At 70.2% G+C, this 20,103-nt stretch carries 21 protein-coding genes; 7 read left to right on the forward strand and 14 right to left on the reverse strand.

What is annotated here, in order from left to right; all coding sequences use genetic code 11:
• Positions 1-73 precede the first annotated feature (73 nt).
• From SK224_RS03645 to SK224_RS03665, 5 genes are all read right to left on the reverse strand, one after another.
• Positions 74-3,238 (reverse strand): efflux RND transporter permease subunit, encoded by a 3,165-nt coding sequence (locus SK224_RS03645; protein ID WP_320433428.1) that lies wholly within the window; start codon positions 3,236-3,238, stop codon positions 74-76.
• Positions 3,239-3,354: 116 nt separating this feature from the next.
• Positions 3,355-3,726: a fluoride efflux transporter FluC gene (locus tag SK224_RS03650; RefSeq protein ID WP_320433429.1), complete on the reverse strand. Its 372-nt coding sequence runs from the start codon at positions 3,724-3,726 to the stop codon at positions 3,355-3,357.
• Entirely contained in the window at positions 3,723-4,097 is a 375-nt protein-coding gene (locus SK224_RS03655; protein WP_320433430.1) for a fluoride efflux transporter FluC, read from the reverse strand. Before SK224_RS03655 ends, SK224_RS03650 begins: the two co-directional genes overlap by 4 nt.
• Positions 4,098-4,173: 76 nt before the next feature.
• Positions 4,174-5,136 carry a DNA topoisomerase IB gene (locus SK224_RS03660; RefSeq protein ID WP_320433431.1) on the reverse strand — a complete coding sequence of 321 codons (963 nt, stop codon included), beginning with the start codon at positions 5,134-5,136 and terminating at the stop codon, positions 4,174-4,176.
• A gap of 1 nt (position 5,137) precedes the next feature.
• Complete coding sequence (locus SK224_RS03665; protein ID WP_320433432.1) at positions 5,138-5,407, reverse strand: Rho termination factor N-terminal domain-containing protein; 270 nt, start codon at positions 5,405-5,407, stop codon at positions 5,138-5,140.
• Positions 5,408-5,636: 229 nt separating this feature from the next.
• Here SK224_RS03665 and SK224_RS03670 point away from each other — a divergent pair, with 229 nt between their 5' ends.
• From SK224_RS03670 to SK224_RS03685, 4 genes are all read left to right on the forward strand, one after another.
• Positions 5,637-5,801, forward strand: a complete 165-nt coding sequence (locus tag SK224_RS03670) for a DUF2207 domain-containing protein (RefSeq protein WP_137418322.1) — start codon at positions 5,637-5,639, stop codon at positions 5,799-5,801.
• Positions 5,802-5,877: 76 nt separating this feature from the next.
• A complete protein-coding gene (locus SK224_RS03675) occupies positions 5,878-6,741 on the forward strand; it encodes a class I SAM-dependent methyltransferase (RefSeq protein ID WP_320433433.1) in 864 nt (287 codons plus the stop codon).
• Between the two features lie 208 nt (positions 6,742-6,949).
• Positions 6,950-7,780, forward strand: coding sequence for a DUF4097 family beta strand repeat-containing protein (locus SK224_RS03680; RefSeq protein ID WP_320433434.1), 831 nt, complete (start codon positions 6,950-6,952; stop codon positions 7,778-7,780).
• A complete protein-coding gene (locus tag SK224_RS03685; protein WP_320433435.1) occupies positions 7,780-8,385 on the forward strand; it encodes a PadR family transcriptional regulator in 606 nt (201 codons plus the stop codon). Before SK224_RS03680 ends, SK224_RS03685 begins: the two co-directional genes overlap by 1 nt.
• A 3-nt stretch (positions 8,386-8,388) precedes the next feature.
• Here SK224_RS03685 and SK224_RS03690 read toward each other — a convergent pair whose 3' ends face one another.
• Positions 8,389-8,883, reverse strand: coding sequence for a universal stress protein (locus tag SK224_RS03690; RefSeq protein ID WP_320433436.1), 495 nt, complete (start codon positions 8,881-8,883; stop codon positions 8,389-8,391).
• Positions 8,884-9,028: 145 nt separating this feature from the next.
• On the opposite strand from SK224_RS03690, the gene SK224_RS03695 reads away from it, so the two are divergent.
• The gene (locus SK224_RS03695; RefSeq protein ID WP_137418327.1) at positions 9,029-9,223 is read left to right on the forward strand and encodes a DUF3073 domain-containing protein; all 195 of its coding nucleotides are present in this window, start codon (positions 9,029-9,031) and stop codon (positions 9,221-9,223) included.
• Positions 9,224-9,319: 96 nt separating this feature from the next.
• Here the strand turns inward: SK224_RS03695 and purF are convergent, their stop codons facing one another.
• Positions 9,320-10,780 (reverse strand): amidophosphoribosyltransferase, encoded by a 1,461-nt coding sequence (purF, locus tag SK224_RS03700; RefSeq protein WP_320433437.1) that lies wholly within the window; start codon positions 10,778-10,780, stop codon positions 9,320-9,322.
• Between the two features lie 6 nt (positions 10,781-10,786).
• On the reverse strand, positions 10,787-11,839 hold the full coding sequence (gene purM / locus SK224_RS03705; RefSeq protein WP_413816757.1) for a phosphoribosylformylglycinamidine cyclo-ligase: 1,053 nt from the start codon (positions 11,837-11,839) through the stop codon (positions 10,787-10,789).
• Between the two features lie 279 nt (positions 11,840-12,118).
• Here purM and SK224_RS03710 point away from each other — a divergent pair, with 279 nt between their 5' ends.
• Complete coding sequence (locus SK224_RS03710) at positions 12,119-12,709, forward strand: zinc-binding alcohol dehydrogenase (protein ID WP_320433439.1); 591 nt, start codon at positions 12,119-12,121, stop codon at positions 12,707-12,709.
• Between the two features lie 2 nt (positions 12,710-12,711).
• On the opposite strand, the gene SK224_RS03715 is transcribed toward SK224_RS03710, so the two are convergent.
• Positions 12,712-13,062, reverse strand: coding sequence for a potassium transporter Trk (locus SK224_RS03715; protein ID WP_320433440.1), 351 nt, complete (start codon positions 13,060-13,062; stop codon positions 12,712-12,714).
• Positions 13,063-13,155: 93 nt separating this feature from the next.
• On the opposite strand from SK224_RS03715, the gene SK224_RS03720 reads away from it, so the two are divergent.
• The gene (locus SK224_RS03720) at positions 13,156-13,677 is read left to right on the forward strand and encodes a GNAT family N-acetyltransferase (protein ID WP_413816758.1); all 522 of its coding nucleotides are present in this window, start codon (positions 13,156-13,158) and stop codon (positions 13,675-13,677) included.
• Between the two features lie 92 nt (positions 13,678-13,769).
• Here SK224_RS03720 and SK224_RS03725 read toward each other — a convergent pair whose 3' ends face one another.
• From SK224_RS03725 to SK224_RS03745, 5 genes are all read right to left on the reverse strand, one after another.
• A complete protein-coding gene (locus SK224_RS03725; protein ID WP_320433442.1) occupies positions 13,770-16,217 on the reverse strand; it encodes an HtaA domain-containing protein in 2,448 nt (815 codons plus the stop codon).
• 111 nt (positions 16,218-16,328) lie between these two features.
• A complete protein-coding gene (locus SK224_RS03730) occupies positions 16,329-17,105 on the reverse strand; it encodes a heme ABC transporter ATP-binding protein (RefSeq protein WP_320433443.1) in 777 nt (258 codons plus the stop codon).
• Positions 17,102-18,121 (reverse strand): iron ABC transporter permease, encoded by a 1,020-nt coding sequence (locus tag SK224_RS03735; RefSeq protein WP_320433791.1) that lies wholly within the window; start codon positions 18,119-18,121, stop codon positions 17,102-17,104. The genes SK224_RS03730 and SK224_RS03735 overlap by 4 nt, the downstream gene beginning before the upstream one ends.
• A 26-nt stretch (positions 18,122-18,147) precedes the next feature.
• Positions 18,148-19,251 carry a heme/hemin ABC transporter substrate-binding protein gene (locus tag SK224_RS03740; protein WP_320433444.1) on the reverse strand — a complete coding sequence of 368 codons (1,104 nt, stop codon included), beginning with the start codon at positions 19,249-19,251 and terminating at the stop codon, positions 18,148-18,150.
• A complete protein-coding gene (locus SK224_RS03745; RefSeq protein WP_320433445.1) occupies positions 19,248-20,057 on the reverse strand; it encodes an HtaA domain-containing protein in 810 nt (269 codons plus the stop codon). Before SK224_RS03745 ends, SK224_RS03740 begins: the two co-directional genes overlap by 4 nt.
• Positions 20,058-20,103 lie beyond the last annotated feature (46 nt).

Below are 20,103 nucleotides of genomic sequence, written 5' to 3' on the forward strand. Positions count from 1 at the left end.
CCGGTGGTCGTCGCCCACACCCCGGTTTCGGATGCCGAACCGCAGGGCGCGACCGGCACGGGCGCCGTCGAGGTCAGGACCCCCGCAGCGCCCGCCGCGTCGTCGGCGCATCGGGTTCCCCGGCGGTCTCGGGCGAGCCGGATGCCGGTTCGTCGGCGGCGCGTCGCGCACGCCGGCGCTCTCTCGCACCCTCGACGAGGTTGTAGAGCGTCGGCAGCACGAGCAGCGTCAGCACCGTCGACGAGACCAGTCCGCCGATGACCACGATGGCCAACGGCTGAGAGATGAAGCCGCCGTGGCCCGTGATCCCCAACGCCATCGGCGTGAGCGCGAAGATCGTCGCCGCCGCCGTCATCAGGATGGGACGGAGTCTGCGTGAGCCGCCCGCGACCGTGGCGTCGTGGGCGTTCAGTCCCTTCTCGCGGTACTGGTTGACCAGGTCGACGAGCACGATCGCATTCGTCACCACGATGCCGATGAGCATCAGCACACCGATGAGCGAGGCGACTCCCAGCGGTACCCCCGTCGCGATCTGCAACAGGATGGCGCCGGTCGCCGCGAACGGCACGGAGACGAGCAGCAACAGCGGCTGACGAAGCGACTTGAAGGTCGCGACCATGACGATGTAGACGATCAGGATGGCCGCGAGCATCGCGAGGCCCAGCTGGGTGAACGCGTCGGTCTGCTGGGTGACGACGCCGCCCAGAGAGGCGTCGGCCCCCGTGGGCAGAGATACGTCGGCGAGCGCCTTGTTGACGGTCGCGTTCGCCGAGGTCAGGTCGTCGCCCGACGGGGTGACGGTGACCGTGGCGGTGCGCTGACCGCGTTCGGTCGTGATCGAGGTGGGCCCCTGGCTCTGCTCGACCGTCGCGATCTGGTCGAGTCGCACGACGCCGCCCACGCTCGGGATGGTGAGGGCCCGCAGGTCGTCGATGGTCACCGGGACCTGAGATGCGGCGAGGTACACCGTCAGCGAGGTGCCGTCGATCTCCACCGAGCCGACCTGGCGCGGCTGCATGGTTCCGGAGACGAGCCCGCCGACGGCGACCTCGGACAGGCCGCGGGCCGCGGCCGCATCCCGGTCCACCGTCACAGCGATGTAGGGCAGGGACGCGGAGAGGTTGCTCGTGACCTGCGAGATGCCGTCCTTGCCCTCGAGCCCGGACTGCACCGCATCCGTCGCTTCCTGCAGTGTCTGCTGGTCCGGCGCGGTCACATCGATCTCGATGTCGCTCGAGCCGAAGCCGCCGCCGGAGGAGGCGAGCGCGATGGTGCCCACGTCGTCGAGATCGGCGAGAGCGGACTGCACGCGGTCGCGGAGCGCGAGCTGGTCGGCTCCGGCATCCGTTGTGATCGAGTACGTGATGCCGCCGCTGCCACCGGAGAATGCGTCGCGCACGGCGGAGCCGCTCGAGCCGATCGAGACCTGCACGGTCTCGATGCCGTCGACGCCCTTGAGGGCCTCCTCCACGCGGGATGCCGCGGCGTCCTCCGCATCGAGACTGGCCGCCGGCCCCAGGGTCTGCGTGATGGTCAGCGTGTTCTGACCGGAGTCGCCGAGGAAGTTCGTCTTCATCAGCGGGGCGAGCGCGCCGGTGCCGACCAGGACGAGCAGGGCGAGTCCGAGCGTCACCCACGAGTGCTTGAGCGTCCACGAGAGCACGGGCAGGTACGCCTTCTGCAGGCGCGAGGGCGGCGCGGACGGGTCCTCCGGATCGATGTGCTCGCCGTCGGGTCCCTCCACCGGCTTGCCGGGCTTGAGGAACCAGTACGCGAGCACGGGCACGATCGTGAGCGACACGAACAGCGATGCGACCATCGCGAGAGTGACCGTCAGCGCGAACGGACGGAACAGCTCGCCCGTGAGGTCTCCGACGAAGGCGATCGGCAGGAACACCGCGACGGTCGTGATCGTGGATGCGGTCACCGCCGCCGCCACCTCGCGCACGGCGAGCAGGATCGAGGCGCGTTTATCGGCGTCGCCGACGTAGTGGCGGCGGATGTTCTCGATGACGACGATCGAGTCGTCGACGACCCGGCCGATCGCGATGGTCAGAGCGCCGAGGGTCAGGATGTTGAGCGAGTAGCCGAACGCCTGGATGCCGATGAAGGTGATCAGCACGCTCGTCGGGATCGAGATCGCGGTGACGATCGTCGCGCGTACCGACAGCAGGAAGATCAGGATGACGAGAACGGCGAAGACGAGCCCGAGCAGCCCCTCCTGCGCCAGCGCCTCGATCGACTGCTCGATGTAGGGCGCCTGGTCGAAGACCACGGAGAACTGGGCATCGCCGCCGAGCGCATCGCTGAGCTGCGGCAGCGCGTCGGTCACGGCGCGGGAGACGTCGACCGTGTTCGCGGCGGGGAGCTTGGTGACGGCGATCGTCAGAGCCGGCTCCCCGTTGACCCGCGAGAGCGAGGTGACGGGGTCGGCCGCTTCGGCGACCGTCGCCACCTGCCCGATCGTCACGGTACCCGCCCCGAACTGCGCCGCTTCGGTGGGCACGAGCGGAAGCGCCGCGAGTTCATCGACCGACGTGATCTTGGCGCCGGTCTGCACGGTCAGGGTCTGATCGCCCTCGGTGATGGCACCGCCCGGGAAGAGCACGCCGTTCTTGTCGAGGGCGTCGGTGATCGCCTGCTGCGTGAAGCCGGACGCGGCCAGCTTCGCCGCATCCGGGGTGATGACCACACGCTTGCCGATGCCGCCGACGATCTGGGCGGCGTTGACGCCGGCGAGATCCTGGATCTCGGGGATGACGGCGGACTCGAGCTTGTCCTGGATCGCCTGTGCGTCGCCGTAGCCGGTGACGGCCAGCTGGATGACCGGCAGGTCGTCGATCGACACCGAGATGACGTTGGGCTCGACACCGGTCGGCAGCTGGTCCTTGATGCGCCCGATCGCGAGGCTGATCTTCTGCTCGGCGGTGGCGAGGTCGGTGCCGTAGGTGAACGACGCGCGCACGATCGAGGCGTTGGTCGTGCTCGTCGCCGTCGTGGATTCGAGGCCCGGCACGCCCTGGATCGCCGTCTCGATGGGTGTCGACACGTCGTTGGAGACGACCTCGGGCGAGGCGCCGGGGTACGTCGACAGGATCGACAGCTGCGGGAACTCCACCGAGGGGATGAGCTCCTGCTTGAGGCTCGTGAGCGCGAGCGAGCCGAAGATCGCCGCGACGATCGTGATGAGCGCGATGAGGGCGCGGTTCTTCAGACTGAGGACTGCCAGATGTGACACGGGAGCGCTTTCAGGACGGCCGACTCGAGAAGGGTGCAGCGGCGAGGAGGCACGATACAGGGTTGTATCGGGCTCAGTATCTCACGCGTTCTCGGGCCTTCGCCGGGCCCGTGCCGCTACCCGGCGACGAGCCCGCCGACCGCGAGACCGACCGCCGCAGCGGCGAGCGCCAGGATGAGTGTTCCGACCGTGTTGGTCGCGGCCGCCCAACCGCGCCGGTCGGTCGCCATGACGGCGCTGACCGCGGCCACCGAGCTGAAGGTCGTGAAGCCCCCCAGGAGTCCCGTGCCGATCACGGCGAGCAGCCCCGCATCCGAGATCGCGCCGGTCAGAAGGCCGAGCGCGAACGATCCTGTGACGTTGATGACGAGCGTCCCCCAGGGAAAGCGGGCGCCCACGAGGGTCGTGACGGCGAGATCGACGACGTAGCGCGCACCCGCACCGACGCCACCGGCGACGGCGACGACGAGGAAGACGAGCGGCGTCACGCGGCCCCCCTCCGCCCGAGCGCGAGACCCGCCCAGGCGGCGGCGAGGCCCACGGCGGCGGTGGCGAGGGTGAGAGCCACGGCCGCCCCATCGACCGCCTGCACCGCGAACGTGCTGTAGGTCGTGTACCCGCCGAGCACGCCGGTTCCGAGCAGCTGACGCAGATCTCGGGAGCCCGCGGTCTCGGCGCGGCGGGTGAGCACAGCGGTCAACAGACCCAGCGCGAATGCCCCCGTGACGTTGATGACGGGGACCGCGATCGGATGCCAGGCCGGGGCGTCGATGAGCAGGAGCCCGGCCCGCGCGGCCGTACCGATCGCGCCGCCGAGGACGATCAGCCCGAGATGCCGCCACGAGAAGCCTGCTGCCACGGGGCAACGCTACCCTCGCCGCGGGCATCTCGTTCCGACATCCGTCCGCGCTCCGTTCGTCACTCGCCGTGGGGACTCAGCCTTCGACGAGACGCCGGATCGCCGTCTCGGGCGAAACGCCCGACTCCAGCAGCCGCCCCTTTGCGTACGCACGCCACACGCGCGGGTCGATGTAGCTGCTCCGAGCGACGGACGGCGTGTTGCACAGCACCGCAGCCGTCGCCTTGACGGCGTCGCGCTCCGCCAGCTTGCGCGCCTTCTTGGTCTCCACCTGTCCGAGACGCGCAAGGCTCTCCGCCGCGGTGACCGTGCCCCGCAGCGTCCGGAAGTCCTTCGCGGTGAAGTCGCCGCCGGTGAGCACACGGATGTAGGCGTTCACCTCGCCGGGCGTGAGAGCCACGCGCCGTCGGCCGCGCCGGTAGGCGAGCAGCGGCGAGCGCGGGCGCCCCGCCGTCAGCTGCTCGAGAACGACGGCCAGATCCTCATCCTCGATACGGATGCGGGCGCGCACCCCGCTCTTGGCGGGGAAGTCGAGTTCGATCACCCCGGCCTCCACGTGGACGTCGCGGCGCTGCAGGGTCGTGAGGCCCCGCCCTCCGCCGCGACGCAGGTACTTCGTGGAGCCGATCCGGATGGCGCCCGCATCCAGCATCCGGAATGCGGCGGCGAGCACGGCCTCGCGCGAGTCGTCCGCTCGCCGCAGCGCCGCCGTCACGCGGCCGCGGGCGCGCGGCAGCGATTCCGCCAGGGCGAGGGCACGGGCGTACTTGCCCTTGTCCCGCTTGGTCGACCAGTCGCGGTGGTACAGGTACTGGCGGCGTCCGGCATCATCGGTGCCGACCGCTTGGATGTGACCGTTGTCCTTCGCGCATATCCACACGTCCCGCCACGCCGGTGGGATGACGAGGGCCTCGATGCGGGCACGCTCCGCCCCCGAGACCTTCGCGCCGTCGGGCCGCGTGTAGCTGAACCCCGTTCCACTGCGTGTGCGGGAGATCCCCGCATCCGATCCGGGATCTACCCGGGCCAGTCGCGCCACGTCAGTGGTTGCGCAGAGCCGAGATCAGCTCCGCCTTGCGCTTGCCGGAGTATCCGGTGAGGCCGAGTTCCTTCGCCCGCTTCCGCAGTTCGGATACCGTCCAGTCCTCGTAGTCTCCGGAGCGACCGCCGCGCGCGCCGACGGTCGAACGCCCGTCGCGCGCCGCCGCGTTGGAGATTCGCGCGGCCTTCTCCTTCGAGGCGCCCTCGTCACGCAACTCCTCGTACAGCTTCGGATCCTTGAGGCTGTTCGCCCCGCGTCCACCCGGCATGTCGACCTCTCCCGCCCCGCGCTCGCGAAGCGTCTCCCCGACGCTAGAGTGCGCCGCATCCGCACAGCAGCGGGCTTGACATGTGAGAGGACGCGCGCCTACGCGACTAGCACCGGGCGCTTTCGAGCGTCAACCCCTCTGACGCTGTGAGTGCGCAGTGGGAATGTTGGCATGTGCCCACGAGGCATCCGGGTCGCGCGGCGTCCCGGCGAGAACGAGGAGAGTCCAGATGAACATCGCACTGCTCATCATCATCGTCGTCGCCATCGTGCTGGCGATCGTCGGAGGCCTCAACACAGCGCTGAACTGGCTGCTGTGGGTGGCCCTCATTGTCGGCGTCATCGCGCTGATCGCATTCCTGCTCCGAGTCATTCGAGGCGGCAGCAAGGTCTGACACCTCGAGAAAGGGGCATCCGTCGCCGACGGGTGCCCCTTTTTCGTGTCCGGCCGTCCGCGGGTAGCGTGAGCGCATGGTCTCCGCGCGCGAGCACATCGATCCCACCCCGTTCGTCGAGGCGAACCGCGCCAACTGGGACGAGCGCGCCGAGCTCCATGCCGCCCGCGACGGATCGGGTTACGGGATCGAACGCTTCATCGACGACCAGGAGGCGCTCTCCGACGTCGTCCGCTTCGATCTGCCTCTGCTCGGCGACATCCGCGGCAAGCGCGCTGTGCACCTGCAGTGCCACATCGGCACCGACACGCTCTCCCTCGCCCGCCTCGGCGCGCGCGTCACCGGGCTGGATTTCTCGGAGACCGCGATCACCGAGGCCCGACGGCTCGTCGCCGAGGCCGGTGCCGACGTCGACTTCGTGCGCTCCGACGTGAGGGATGCGGCATCGGTGCTGCAGCCCGCATCCTTCGACCTCGTCTACACCGGTATCGGCGCGCTGTGCTGGCTGCCGCGGGTCGACGAGTGGGCGCGGGTCGTCTCGGCGCTGCTCGCCCCCGGCGGGTCGTTGTTCATCCGCGAGGGTCACCCCATCCTGTGGTCGGTCAACGAGACGCTCGAGGACGACATCCACCTCCGCTTCTCCTACTTCGAACCCGCCGAGCCGCTCGAGTGGGATGACGACTCCACCTACGTGCCGACGACCCGTCCGCTGACGGCGACCAAGACGTACGAGTGGAACCACGCCCTGGGCGAGATCGTGACCGCCCTGCTGGATGCGGGCCTGCGCATCGACGCGCTCGTCGAGCACGACAGCGTGCCGTGGGAGGCGCTGCCCGGCCGGATGACGCACCGGGCTACCGACGGTGAGTGGGTGCTGGGCGGCCGGTTCGCCGGCGTCATGCCGCTCACCTACACGATCCGCGCCACCAAGCCGGCCTGAGCTTCGGTCGTGCGCCGGGGCACTCCTCTCGCTTGAGTCCCCCGGTCCCTCACCGGCGCCTCCGTCGCGCCGAACTCCTGCAACTCCGCCACGTCGGCTGGCGCGGCGCCCGCAGTCAGCCGATGTGCAGGAGTTCGGGCCTTCCGAATCGAGATATATCGTGTTATCTTCACAACGCGATATATCTCGATAGACGAGGAGAACCGACATGGCACCGGAAAAGTGGCTCATCCACCCCGGCGAGACGCGCGTGATCGACCTGGACGACATCACGCACCTGAAGGTGGGCCTGGTCGGCGGTGAGATCGACATCGTCGCCCACGACGAACCCGGCGTGCGCATCGAGGTGCATGCCGTGACGACCAAGGATCTGCGCATCTCCGCCGAGGACGGCCGCATCGAGATCGACCACCCGCAGCTGCGGTGGGACAACTTCCTCGAGGTGTTCCGCAACTTCGGCTCCGGAGGCCCCAAGGCTGAGATCAGCGTCGCGGTCCCCGCGGACATCGCGCTCACCCTCGGCGTCGTGAATGCCAGCGCTCTCGTCTCCGGCCTCGCCGCGGACGCGCGCGTCAACACGGTCTCGGGCGATGTGATCGTGGACGGGCTGAGCGGCGACCTGACCGTGAACGCGGTCTCGGGCGACGTCCAGAGCCGCGGACTCGACGGCGCGCTCAACGCGAACAGCGTCTCGGGCGACGTGACGGCGACGGGCCGCATCACGAAGGCGACGGTCGACACGGTGTCCGGCAGCATGATGATCGACGCGATAGGCCCGGTGCACCAGATCGGTCTGAACACCGTCGCCGGCGGCACCACCATCCGCCTGGATGCGGGACTGCCCGCCAACTACGTCGTACGCAGCGTCAGCGGACGCGTCCAGATCGACGGGGTGCCGCACTCCGGCCGGGGCAGCGGACCGACCACGAACTACTCCGGCTCGATCGGCGAGCTCAGCGGCAGCTTCGTCGACGTGCGGGCGAACTCGGTCTCGGGCGACATCACGGTCCTGCGCCGCCCCACCGGAGAGGACGAGTGATGGCCCCGGTGTTCTCGCACGGCGACCTGCGCCTGTACCTGCTGAGCCTTCTCGACGAGTCGCCGCGCCACGGCTACGACCTCATGCAGGCACTCGCCGACCGCACGGGCGGCACCTACACGCCGAGCGCCGGCACGATCTATCCCCGCCTCGCGAAGCTGGAGGAGGAGGGCCTGGTCACCAAGACGGTCGACGGTCGCAAAACGGTCTACGCGCTCACGGATGCGGGGCGCGCCGAAGTCGCATCCCGTCGAGGCGAGCTCGAGGGCATCCAGTCCGATCTGGCCGACTCCGTGCGCCTCATCGCGCAGGAGGTGCGCGGCAGTGTGCGCGAGGCGATGCGGAGCCTGCGGGCCGACCTCGCTGCGGCGTCGAAGGCCGACCGGGATGCGCCCGCTCGCCCCCGCGAGGACGACGAGCGCAGCGCGGCGCGCGAGCAGCTGCGCCGCGCAGAGGCAGCCGTCACCGACTTCCGCACGCAGGTGCGCGCCGACATGCGTACGCATGTGGCCCGCGGTGGACAGCTCTCCGCATCCGCGGTCGACGCCTTCATCCAGGCGATGGATGCGGCGGCGCGCGAGCTCACCCGCGGACTGCGCGGTTAGGTGCTACTCGACCCAGGGATCGTCCGCATCGGCCAGGGGCTCCTCGAGGGGAACGACGAGCACCGGCCGGTGCTGTCGGTGCGCCAGGCGCGCGGCGACGGAGCCGGTGAAGAACTCACGCAGGGTCTCACCGAATCCGCGCCGGCGCGTGCCGACCACGATCATCACGGCGTCCACCTGATCGGCCAGATCCTTCAGCGCCATGGCGGGGTCGCCCACGAGCGAGCGCATCGTCCACGCATCCGGCGCGAGGAGCTTCTCGGCTCGATCACGCACTGCGTCCGCCTGCGCCTGACCCGCCGCCAGGTTCATATCGATGGGCGCGCTGTGCTCGACTCCATCGGGGTCGGCATAGGTGACGAACCGGGTCACATCCACGTACGCCACGATGAGATCTCGCCCGAGGAGCCGCGCGTAACGGGCGGCCTCGTTCCACACTCGATCGGGAAGGTCCGCGGTCGCTCCCAGCACGACCGGCCCGACAGCTTCTTCGCCCATGACTCCTCCGCGGGCGGCCGCGGGAGAGACCCCGCGAACCACCGTGTTATTGTTAATGCTACTCTTCCCGGTTCAGAAACCGGACTACGCGGATGCGATGGGCGCCAGCTGCAGCCCTCGCCGTCAGAATATGAGGGGGTCTCGCATGGGGCGTGGCCGTCAGAAGGCGAAGCACACGAAGATCGCCCGTGAGCTGAAGTCATTCAGCCCGTCGGTGAACTACGCGGCGCTCGAGCGCGAACTCGGTCACCCGAGTGACGAGAACGAGTACGTCGACAAGTGGGCCGACCAGTACGAGGACGAAGACGAGGACGAAGACTCGCTCGAGGGTGCCCGGTAATCCACCGGCGCCCCCGCAGCGGCACCTCGCCCGCTCGTCGTCACAGCCAAGCCGCACGGCGCACCGCATCGGTGCCCGTGCGGCTGCTGTGTGACGTCAGGACGTCTGCGTGCCCTCGACCCAGGCGAGGTACTCGTCGCTGACGGTCCCGGTCACATACCGACCGTCGAAGCAGCTCATGTCGAGATCGGCGATGTCCGAGCCCTCGAGGATCGCCGCCTTCAGGTCGTCGATCTCCTGGTACACCATGTAGTCGGCGCCGAGCTCCTCGGCGATCTCGGGGATCGTTCGGCCGTGCGCGACCAGCTCATGCCGCGAGGGCATGTTGATGCCGTACACGTGCGGGAACCGCACGGGCGGTGCGGCCGAGGCGAACGTCACCGAGAGGGCACCGGCGTCCCGCGCCATCTGGATGATCTCCTTGCTCGTCGTGCCGCGCACGATCGAGTCGTCGACCAGCAGCACGTTCTTGCCCTTGAACTCGCTCGGCATGGCGTTGAGCTTCTGGCGGACGCTCTTCTTGCGCACGGCCTGACCGGGCATGATGAACGTCCGGCCCACGTAGCGGTTCTTGTAGAAGCCCTCGCGGTACTCGATGCCGAGCTTGCGGGCGACCTGCATCGCCGCCGGACGCGACGAGTCCGGGATCGGCATGACCACGTCGATCTTGCCCTGCGGGGTGTACTTCGCGATCGTGTCGGCGAGGCGGTCGCCCATGCGCAGCCGCGTCTCGTACACGGAGATGCCGTTCATGACCGAGTCGGGACGAGCGAGGTACACGTACTCGAACGAGCACGGGGCGAGCGTCGTGTCGCTCGCGCACTGACGCGCGTGCAGCGTGCCGTCGAGAGCGACGAACACGGCCTCGCCGGGAGCGACGTCGCGGACGACCTCGAAGCCGGCGTTGTCGAGCACGAGCGACTCTGAGGCCACGACCCACTCGTCTTGACCTTCGGGGTTGGACCGGCGACCGAGGATCAGCGGGCGGATGCCGAACGGATCCCGGAAGGCCAGCAGACCATGACCGGCGATCAGGGCGATCGCGGCGTACGAGCCCTCGACCCGCTCGTGCACCCGCGCGACGGCGCGGAAGACCTGCTCGGCGTCCAGCTCGAGACCGGGGATCTCGGCCTGCAGTTCACCGGCGAGCACGTTCACGAGCAGTTCGGTGTCGGAGCTCGTGTTGAGGTGGCGGCGGTCCTTGCGGAACAGCTCCTCGGTGAGCTCTCGCGTGTTGGTCAGGTTGCCGTTATGCACCAGGACGATGCCGTAGGGGGCGTTCACGTAGAAAGGCTGCGCCTCTTCTTCGTTCGACGCCGTGCCCTTCGTGGCGTAGCGCACATGACCGAGCCCGATCTCACCGAGCAGGGCCCTCATGTCACGGGTGCGGAACGCCTCGCGCACCTGACCCTTCGCCTTGGCGATGTGGAAGACGCCCGTGCCCTCGGCGGTCGCGATGCCGGTGGAGTCCTGTCCGCGGTGCTGCAGCAGCAGGAGGGAGTCGTAGATGTCCTGATTGATCGGACCCTGCCCGACCATTCCCACGATGCCGCACATGAGGTGTTACTTCGCTCCGTCTCGCGTGCTGTCACCGTAGGCGCCCACCAGGCGCACGGCACCGCCGTCGACGCCCTTGGCGCCCTCGATCCATTCGCCCTCGGCCCGGGCTCCCTCACCCACGACACCGACCTGCCACGCATCGATCCCGTACCGGGCGAGGACGGATGCGGCCGCATCCACACGCTCGGCGGAGACGACCGCGAAGAATCCGACTCCCAGGTTCCACGTGCCCTCGGTGGCCTCCAGCTCCAGGTCGCCGAGATCGGCGAGAACCCGGAACACCGGAGCGGGCGACCACGTGGAGCGGTCGACCTCGACCCAGCTGCCGGGCGCGAGGACGCGGGCGAGGTTCGCACCGATGCCTCCGCCGGTCACGTGGCTGAGGCTGTGCACGTCCGCGCCGAGCTCGTCGATGAGGGTGAGGATCGGCGTCGTGTAGAGACGGGTGGGCTCAAGGAGGGTCTCGCCCCACGTGCGACCGAAATCTGCGGCATGGTCCCCGTACTGCACGCCCGCTCGCGCGACGATGTGACGCACGAGCGAGTAGCCGTTGGCGTGGAGTCCGCTCGAGGCCAGGGCGATCACGGCGTCGCCGGGGCGGACGCGGTCGGCGCCCAGCACACGGTCGGCCTCGACCACGCCGGTCGCGGCACCCGCGACGTCGTAGTCCGCGACCCCGAGGAGCCCGGGGTGCTCTGCCGTCTCGCCGCCCACGAGCGCCGTTCCGGTGGCCTCGCAGCCCCCGGCGATGCCGCGCACGATGGCGGCGATGCGCTCGGGGACGACCTTGCCGCACGCGATGTAGTCCGTCATGAAAAGCGGCTTGGCGCCGACCACGACGATGTCGTCGACGACCATGCCGACCAGATCCTGACCGATCGTGTCGTGCTTGTCGATCGCCTGTGCGATGGCGACCTTGGTGCCCACGCCGTCGGTGCTGGAGGCCAGTAGCGGCCGGCGGTAGCCGAGAAGAGCGGAGGCGTCGAACAGTCCTGCGAATCCGCCGACGCCGCCCAGGACCTCGGGGCCCTGAGTGCGACGCACGGCCGACTTCATGAGTTCGACGGCCAGATCACCCGCGGCGGTGTCTACACCCGCGGCGGCATAGGGATCGGGAGCCACACCCTCAGCCTACCCGGCCGAGCGCACCGTCGCTCCGCGGCGGGAGGGCGGTGCGACATCCGCAGGATCGGTGGGGCGCACGTCTACGCACGAGGCGCGTGAGCCGACCGGGATGCGATCGGTCGTGCACACGTCGGCGCACGGATGCGGGTGAGCTGCGCGTCGGGGCGCAACTCACCCCGGTGAGGGTCGGGCCGCCCCTACAATGTCGGCATGCCGAGCGCCGAGAGGCCGCAGTGGGTGGTCCGTGAAGACGCGGGGCCGAGCGTGCTCGCCGCGCTCTACCTGCGGCAGATGCTCGGCATCCGCAGTCCCGAGGAACTGCCTGGGCTTCGTGGCGTGCCCACCGACGCGCCCGAGGCGGATGCGGTGCTGGAGCGGCAGTGGCGGGCGCTGTGGGCGATGACCGTGGAGCCGCTGGCGCACCCCTCCGAGGTGCCGTTGGAGCTCATCGCGGGCATGGACACGCTGCTCGCGCTCCCCGCCGACGGCGCCGACGAGTTGCGGGCGGCGATCGTCCCGCACGCGGGCGCTGCGCTCGCCTTCGCCCGGTCCGCGAGCGCCTTGCACACCGATCGCGTGCGCGGCTCGTCCTACCGCGCGTACGCGAGCGCGATCGCGGTACACGAGCGCGAGGTGGGTCGGCGCGCGCACTCGTTCGAATTGAACGTGCAGGTGCTGCCGCTCGCGCAGCGCGGGCTCTGGTGGATCGGTTCCCTCACGATCGCCGTGACCGACGGGCTGCGCGGGGATGTGGTGGCCTTCGACGCAGCGATCCACCCGATCATCGCGGAACTGGCCTGAGCTCAGTCCTCGTCGCGGCGGACGTGGGCCACCTCGACCGAGACGTCGCGGGCGCGTCGCGCCATCGCCCGGTCGAAGAGGAGGGCTATGACCCCGCCGACGGTGAGGCCTACCACGGCGCAGACGAGGGCGAGGAAGCCGAAGACCTGCATCTGGGTGTACTGCACGCCCGCAGCGCTCGGCTCATCGGTGCCGTGGAACACGAAGGTCAGGATCATCGCGACGAGCACACCCACGGCCGCACCCAGAACGAGGAAGACACCGTACTTGGGTGCGCGACGCACCCGCAGGGTCTCGACGTGTTCATCGGTGACCGTGCGGGGGGTCTGGGGGTCCTGCGGCTCGGGGGCCATGCCTCCATTGTCTCATCCACGGCGCACACGGCCGGGCCGCTCCGCTGCCGCATCGCTCCTATCGTGGTTCGAGTGAGAGCAGCGGTCGATCTGATGGAGGGTTTCACCCTCCGCCCTCTGACGTTGAACGATGCGCGCGAGCTGGCCGCGGCGTACCGCCGCAACACGGCGCACCTCGCCCCGTGGGAGCCGCGGCGAACGGATCGCTTCTTCACGGAAGCCGGCCAGGAGGAGGACCTCGCGATCCGGCTGGCGGCGAGCGCGGCCGGCACCGGGTACTCCCTGGGACTGCTTCATGGCCCGCGCATCGTGGGGAGGTTCAACCTGGCGGGGATCGTCCGTGGTCCGTTCCAGAGCGGAGGGCTCGGCTACTGGGTCGATCGCGACGTCGCGGGGCGGGGACTGGCGACGGCTGCGGTGAAGACGATCGTGTCCGCCGCGCGCGGCGAGCTCGGACTGCACCGCGTGGAGGCGAGCACTCTGACGCACAATCTCGCGTCGCAGAGCGTGCTGCGCAAGGCCGGCTTCGAGCAGATCGGCATGGCTCCGCGCTACCTCGAGATCGAGGGCCGCTGGCAGGACCACAACCTGTACCAGGTCATCCTCCACGAGTGACAGGGCCCCGCGGCGCGCCGAAGCGCCGGCCCCCAGGACCGGCGCTTCGGGTTTCGACGCCCCGCGGAAGCCGTTCGCGGGGGCCGAGTCTGTCAGGCTCGCTGGCGCCGTCGCACGGCGATCAGCAGCATCCCGCCGAAGGCGATGACGCCGACGCCGAGCCACAGCGCATCCATCGGTGCCGCGTTGCCCGTGGACGCCAGGGCGCTGTCGGTCGCGGCATCGCACGGCACCTCGGCGCCGAGCGGCAGTGAGAAGGTGACGGCGTCCAGCGCCGTGCCCGCCTCGTAGAAGCCGGCGAAGGCCTGCGCACCCGCCGAGGTGAGCGTGGCCGACGCCCCGGAGAAGGTCACACGGTTCGCCGACTCCTGAGCCTGAGGCAGGGACAGCGTCGCGAAGACGATGCCCGATGCGTTCGTGTCGGGTGAGCCGTTGAAGCCCTTCGACTGCACGTTCAGGATGAGCGAGGCGGAACCCGTCCCGTTGAGCTGGATGCGGGGGTTGGACAGCGTCATGTCGAGCGCGCCGCCGTGGCCGGTGTAGTGGACGGATCCGCCGAAGCTCACCCGTCCGCGGTCGGCCTCGGTGTTGAACGCCCCCGAACCCGATCCCCAGCCACCGTCGATCGCCCCGTTCGCCACCGTGCCGGTGACATAGGAGCGGAACGACGCCTTGACCCCCCAGTCGATGCTCGCGCCCGACACGGCGCGCGCGACGCAGACGGGCGCCGCGACCTGCTCGACAGCAGGGACGACGGCCGCGGCGGTGACGGAGAAGGGAGCGGATGCGGCGACCGCACCGTTGACGCTGAGCTCGACCGTGTGGGCGCCCGTCGGGAAGTCCGCCGGGACGTTCCAACTGAACGTGACGGTACCGCTGCCGCTCGCCGGCACGGTCCCGATGGTCACGGGCTCCGAGTGAGCGACGGCGGTCACGGCGTCACCCGGCTGGAAGCCGCCTCCGGTGACCGTGAGGACGCCGCCCTGCTGCGCGCTCGCGCCGACCGGGAATCCGACGAAGGGAGTGACCGGCGCGGCGACCGCCACGGGTGTGAAGGTGTCGAGCGAGCGGTCGGTGATCGACAGGCCGTGCGCCGCGGAGGTCGCGACCTGGTAGCTCTTCGACGGGTCGAGCCGACCCTCGGGCACCGTCAGCTGCACCGAGAAGGCGCCGTCGACGATGGCCGACGACGGAACCCACGCCTGGGCGATCCAGCCCTCGGCCGGCAGCGGCGCCCCGCCGCTCCAGACGGAGCTCTCCCCGAACAGGACATAGGCTCCGTTCGCGGCACCCGCTCCGACGAAGCCGGTACCGGCGACGGTGAGCACGTTCTGCACCGAGGGGTCCAGCGGCATGCTCGGCGATACGGTGACGGCGGGCTCGCCCTCCGGTTCGGGCTCGGGCTCGGGCTGCACGGCGGCGAAGGAGACGACCGCCTTGGCGTCCTGGGAGCGATCGTTCATCGCAGTGTGGTTGGCGAGCGTGTATACGGCGGTGGAGCCGTCCTTCGGCTGCACCGTGAACGTCGTCGTGAACGAACCGTCCTCCTGGAACTTCACCATCGTGGGCGTGGTGGGGTTCGAGGTGATCTGCTTGGCGCCGCTCGTGCATCGGTTCGATGTGATGAAGGTGAACGACACCTCGCCAAGCGGCACGTCGACGCATGTTGTGAGGTAGATCGGCTGGTTCGGGTTGTACCCGATTCCGGTGACGGTGATCTCCTCGCCGGCGGGGTTCAGCCCGGTCGACTTCGAGAGCGTGAGGGTCGGGGTGCGCTCCGCGGGGGGCGCGGTGATCGACACCGTGATCGCGGTCGAGGTCGACGCCGCGTATGCCGACGTGTCGGCGGGCGTGAAGGCCGCCTTCAGGGTGTGGTCGGCGACGCTCAGCGACGAGGTGCGCAGCACCGCGGTCCCGGCATCCAGGGGCGCACTGCCGAGCGATGCAGCGCCGTCGAAGAATTCGACCGAACCCGCCGCGGCGGGCGCGACGGTCGCCGTCAACGCCACCTCGGTACCGGTCACGGCGGATGCGGGAGCCGCCGCGAGCGTGGTGGTCGTCGCCGTCGCAGGGAACAGCGCCGCCCAGTCGATCGCAACGCCGGTGCGCGCGTAGAGGTTGGTCTCGCTGGGGTTCGATCGGGACGGCCAAGCGATCACGTCGTAGGACTTCGTGCGATCCAGCGTCGCGGCCGACTGCTCGAGCGAGCCGGAGATGGCGCCGGAGCCGTCTGGATAGACCGCCGCGGCGGGAATGCTGCCGCCGAGCTGGATGCTGCCCAGGTCGGTGTCGGCGGGGATGAGCGCGATGTACAGCGAGCGCTGCGACTGGCCGGGCAGGAGCGGGACACTTCCGTAACCCCCTCCCGTGACGGAGACGCTGACGGACGCGCCGGGGTCGACGGCTGCGGTCGCCGAGAGGGCGTAGCTGGCGGCCTGGGCGGGGACGGCGGCGCCGAAGACGGCGGCGGAGACGACCAGGGCGGTCGCCGTCGCGCTCGCCATCAGGCGCCGCAGCGACGCTCGAGGTGATCTGTGCACGGGTAACTCCTTGCGGAAGGCGGGTCGATGATCGCGGGGGTGGGTCACTCCGAGATCCGTGAGTTAGCTTAGCCTTACCAAACTTCAATCTGGGAATTCGATATGCGCTCGTTACGCGGACCGCCGCGGCAGCACGATCGGTCGGCCGGTGTCGGGGTCGGTGAGGATGCGCACCGGGGTGGCGTACACGGACTCGACGCGTTCGGCCGTGATCACCTCGGCGGGGGCGCCGAAGGCGGCGAGCGATCCGGCGGCGACCATCGCCGCGTCGTCCGCGTACGCGGCCGCCAGCGACAGATCGTGCAGCACCACGACGACCGCTCGACCGGCGGCGGCGAGTCCGCGGGCGATGCGCAGGACGTCCTCCTGGTGCCGGAGATCCAGCGCCGCGGTCGGCTCGTCGAGGAGCACCACGGGCGTCTCCTGAGCGAGCACCCGCGCGAGCGAGACACGAGCCTTCTCGCCGCCTGAGAGCGAGGCATAGGTCCGCTCGGCGAGATGCGCGACATCCGCGGCCGCCATGGCGTCGGAGATCGCGACGTCGTCGCTGCCAAGCCCCTCCCCCCGCCACGGAGCGCGCCCCATCTCCACCACGTCACGCGCGGTGAATGCGAAGGCCACGCGGTTCTCCTGCAGCAGCACCGACCGCATCCGCGCCAGCTCCGAGGGGCGGAGGGCGCCGATGGGTCGCCCGTCCAGCAGCACCTGGCCGGAGGCGGGCCGCACATCCCCCGCCATGATCCCCATCAGACTGGACTTGCCTGCTCCGTTGGGGCCCACGAGCGCGACGACCCGACCGAACCCGATGTCCAGGCTGATGTCGCTCAGGATGTCGGCACCACCCAGGTGCAGACCGACCGCGTCGAGCCTGATGGCCGTGGCACTCATGCCCACCCTCCGCTCCGGCGGCGACTGCGCCGGATGAGCCAGTAGAAGAACGGGCCGCCGATCAGCGACGTGAGGATGCCGATGGGCAGGTCGGCCGCAGGGACGAGCGTGCGGGCCAGCAGGTCGGCATAGACGAGGAGCACGGCGCCGCCGAGCAACGACGCGACCAGCAGCGGACGGTTCGCCGGGCCGAGCATCATCCGCACGAGATGAGGCACGACGAGCCCGACGAACGCGATGATCCCCACGAACGCGACGGCGACACCGGTCATGGAAGCCACCAGGACGATGGAGACGATCCGCAGCCGCTCCACACGCACGCCGAGATGCGCCGCCGTCCGTTCTCCCAGCGCCAGCAGGTCGTACCTGCGCGCCAGCGCCACAGCACCGACGGCGGAGAGCACGCCGACGACCGTGACGACGGAGACCTCGTCCCACCGCGAGCCGTTCATGGACCCGAGCTGCCAGAAGACGATCTGTTCCCGAGAGGCGGTATCCCCGACGAACATGAACACGGCGAGGGCCGCTCCCGCGAAGGCGTTCACGGCGATGCCCGTGAGGATCAGCGCGACCGACTCGGTGCGCCCCTGGGTCCGCGCGGTCGCGTAGACGATGCCTGTCGCGGCGAGGCCGCCGAGAAAGGCGAACACCGCGGTCGTCCACCCGCCGAAGGCGGCAAGGCCCAGCGTGATGGATGCGGCGGCGCCGACCGCGGCACCCGAGGAGACGCCGACGACGCCCGGCTCGGCGAGCGGGTTGCCGAAGATCGACTGCATCACGGCCCCGGCCGCAGCCAGCAGCGCACCCACCAACAGCGACATGACGACGCGGGGGAAGCGGATCTGCCACAGGGTCTGCTCGACGAGCGGATCGGCCGGCGCCCACGGGTTCGCGATTCCGATCGCTCGCAGCAGGGACCCGACGACCTCGGATGCGGGAATGGGAAGCTGCCCGACGCCCGCCGAGAGGAGCACCCCGACCACCAGAAGGACGGCAGCCGTGGCGCCCACCAGCATCCGACGGGTCCGCAGCGCACGCGCGCTCACGACGCGGCCGGCGCGTACACGGCGCGCGCCAGCGCCTCGAGCACCTCGGCCGATCGCGGACCGAACGAGAGGATCTGGCCATCTGCCATGTCGACGAAGCGGCGGTGGGCTCCCGCCGTCGTGATGGCGATCGCCGGCTTCGCCGCGAGCAGCCCGTCGACACCCCCGACGGACTCGATGCCGCCGGACATGACCAGGATGAGGTCGGGATTCGCCGCGACCATCGCCTCGTCGGTGAGGGGCCGCATCCCGTCCCATCCGAGCTCACCGGCGACGTCTACGCCGCCCAGCGCGCGGATGATCTCGTCCGCGCCGGACTCTTCGCCGAAGAGGTAGTACACCCCGGCCGTGCCCCGCAGGTAGAGAAAGACCATGCGCAGCCGACCCGCGTCGCTCGCGGGAGCGATCGCGGCGATGTCGGCTCGCGCACGCTCCACCTCGTCGCCGATGCGCGCGGCGAGGGCTTCCCCCGCCGCGGGCGCACCGAACACGGCCGCGACGTCTCTGGCCAGCTGCTGCGCCCCGGCGAAGGACGCCTCGTTCTCGACGAAAACGACGGGGATGCCCACATCCCTCAGCTGTTCGACCACGTCCCTCGGCCCGATCGAGCCGTCCGTGATGACCAGCGTGGGGCGAAGGGCGATGACCGCCTCGGAGCTGACGGTATGCCCGCCCGACGTGATGACGGGCAGATCTTCGACGCCCGGGAAGACGGTCGACACGTCGCGTCCGACGAGGGAGTCGCCGAAGCCGAGCCCCCACACCGTGGCCGCCAGCGAACCGGCGAGGTCCATCGTGACGACACGAGAGGTGTCGGCGACCGTCACCTCGCTCACCCCGCCGAGATCGTGGGAGAGCGCCGTCGTGGGTAGCGACTGCGCAGGCTCGTCGACGACCGGGTCGATCGCCGCATCGGGCAGGAGGGCGGTCGACGGTCCCTCGTATGCGCGCGGATCCTCCAGGACGTCGAGCTCGGCGATCGGCCGGGACTGCGCCGCCGAGGCGATCGCGGTCGATGGCGCCGACGGGTCGTGTGCGGCGCAACCTGCCAGGAGCGCGACGGCGGTCGCCACCGCGACGACGAGCAGCCGGCGCCTCATGACTTCCCTCCGCGCGCGCCGCGCCGGACCGCGGCGATGATCACTGTCGCGGCAGCGGCGGCGACGGCGACAGCAGCGCCGATGCCCCATCCCCAGGCGGGCGTCGACGCCTCCTCGGCGGACTCCGCCGCCACGGCGGTCGGCGAGGGGTCGGGCGATGCGGCGGCCGATGGCTCGGGATCGGCGCATTCGAGCGTCAGATCGAACGAGATCGGGTCGAACGCCGCGCCGGTCTCATAGTTCCCGAACTGCGCGTATCCGTCCGCGGTGATGGCGGTGGGCACCTCCGTCGCGGACATCCCGGTGGCGGTCGTCGTGGGCGCGACGGCTGCGAGGTCCAGTGCGACGAAGTCGACCTGCGTAGCGGTGTGCACCTGGTCCGTCGCTCCGGCCAGCGCATCGTCCATCGAGAGGCCGCTGACGTCGAGCAAGAGGTGCGCGCCCGCGGAGTCCGAGACGAGGGTCGGCTGGGCGATCGTGGTGTCGAGCAGCCCGTTGTGCCCGGTGAAGCGGACGCCACCGCCGAAGGACACCGAGCCCTCGCCCGTGACCGGGTCGACGCTTCCGCCCGTCGCCGGCCAGCTGAAGACCGGCGTCGCGTAGGACGCCCCGCCGATGGGCTCCCACGAGCCCTTCGCGATCGTGCCGGAGATGTAGGAGCGGAACGACTCCTTGAAGCCCCACGTCAACGAGCCGCCGGTCACCGCGCACGTCTCGTCCGTGCGCTCCGTCGCGCCAGCACCGGTGGGCACGGCGAGCAGAGAGGCGGCCAGGGCGATCGCGGACGCAGCGGAACGAAAGAGCATGGCGGGACCATTCCGGGGTGAAGTGAGGTAAGCCTTGCCTACCCTA

The sequence above is a fragment of the Microbacterium sp. BG28 genome (assembly GCF_034044005.1).
In the GTDB taxonomy this organism is placed as follows: domain Bacteria; phylum Actinomycetota; class Actinomycetes; order Actinomycetales; family Microbacteriaceae; genus Microbacterium.

Bases quoted from the DNA above. Each gene is read 5' to 3' on its own strand.
- SK224_RS03665 (WP_320433432.1), bottom strand. From the start codon at position 5,407: ATGCCGGGTGGACGCGGGGCGAACAGCCTCAAGGATCCGAAGCTGTAC.
- SK224_RS03670 (WP_137418322.1), top strand. From the start codon at position 5,637: ATGAACATCGCACTGCTCATCATCATCGTCGTCGCCATCGTGCTGGCG.
- SK224_RS03675 (WP_320433433.1), top strand. From the start codon at position 5,878: ATGGTCTCCGCGCGCGAGCACATCGATCCCACCCCGTTCGTCGAGGCG.
- SK224_RS03680 (WP_320433434.1), top strand. From the start codon at position 6,950: ATGGCACCGGAAAAGTGGCTCATCCACCCCGGCGAGACGCGCGTGATC.
- SK224_RS03685 (WP_320433435.1), top strand. From the start codon at position 7,780: ATGGCCCCGGTGTTCTCGCACGGCGACCTGCGCCTGTACCTGCTGAGC.
- SK224_RS03690 (WP_320433436.1), bottom strand. From the start codon at position 8,883: ATGGGCGAAGAAGCTGTCGGGCCGGTCGTGCTGGGAGCGACCGCGGAC.
- SK224_RS03695 (WP_137418327.1), top strand. From the start codon at position 9,029: ATGGGGCGTGGCCGTCAGAAGGCGAAGCACACGAAGATCGCCCGTGAG.
- purF (WP_320433437.1), bottom strand. From the start codon at position 10,780: ATGTGCGGCATCGTGGGAATGGTCGGGCAGGGTCCGATCAATCAGGAC.
- purM (WP_413816757.1), bottom strand. From the start codon at position 11,839: ATGAAGTCGGCCGTGCGTCGCACTCAGGGCCCCGAGGTCCTGGGCGGC.
- SK224_RS03710 (WP_320433439.1), top strand. From the start codon at position 12,119: ATGCCGAGCGCCGAGAGGCCGCAGTGGGTGGTCCGTGAAGACGCGGGG.
- SK224_RS03715 (WP_320433440.1), bottom strand. From the start codon at position 13,062: ATGGCCCCCGAGCCGCAGGACCCCCAGACCCCCCGCACGGTCACCGAT.
- SK224_RS03720 (WP_413816758.1), top strand. From the start codon at position 13,156: ATGGAGGGTTTCACCCTCCGCCCTCTGACGTTGAACGATGCGCGCGAG.
- SK224_RS03730 (WP_320433443.1), bottom strand. From the start codon at position 17,105: ATGAGTGCCACGGCCATCAGGCTCGACGCGGTCGGTCTGCACCTGGGT.
- SK224_RS03735 (WP_320433791.1), bottom strand. From the start codon at position 18,121: ATGCTGGTGGGCGCCACGGCTGCCGTCCTTCTGGTGGTCGGGGTGCTC.
- SK224_RS03740 (WP_320433444.1), bottom strand. From the start codon at position 19,251: ATGAGGCGCCGGCTGCTCGTCGTCGCGGTGGCGACCGCCGTCGCGCTC.
- SK224_RS03745 (WP_320433445.1), bottom strand. From the start codon at position 20,057: ATGCTCTTTCGTTCCGCTGCGTCCGCGATCGCCCTGGCCGCCTCTCTG.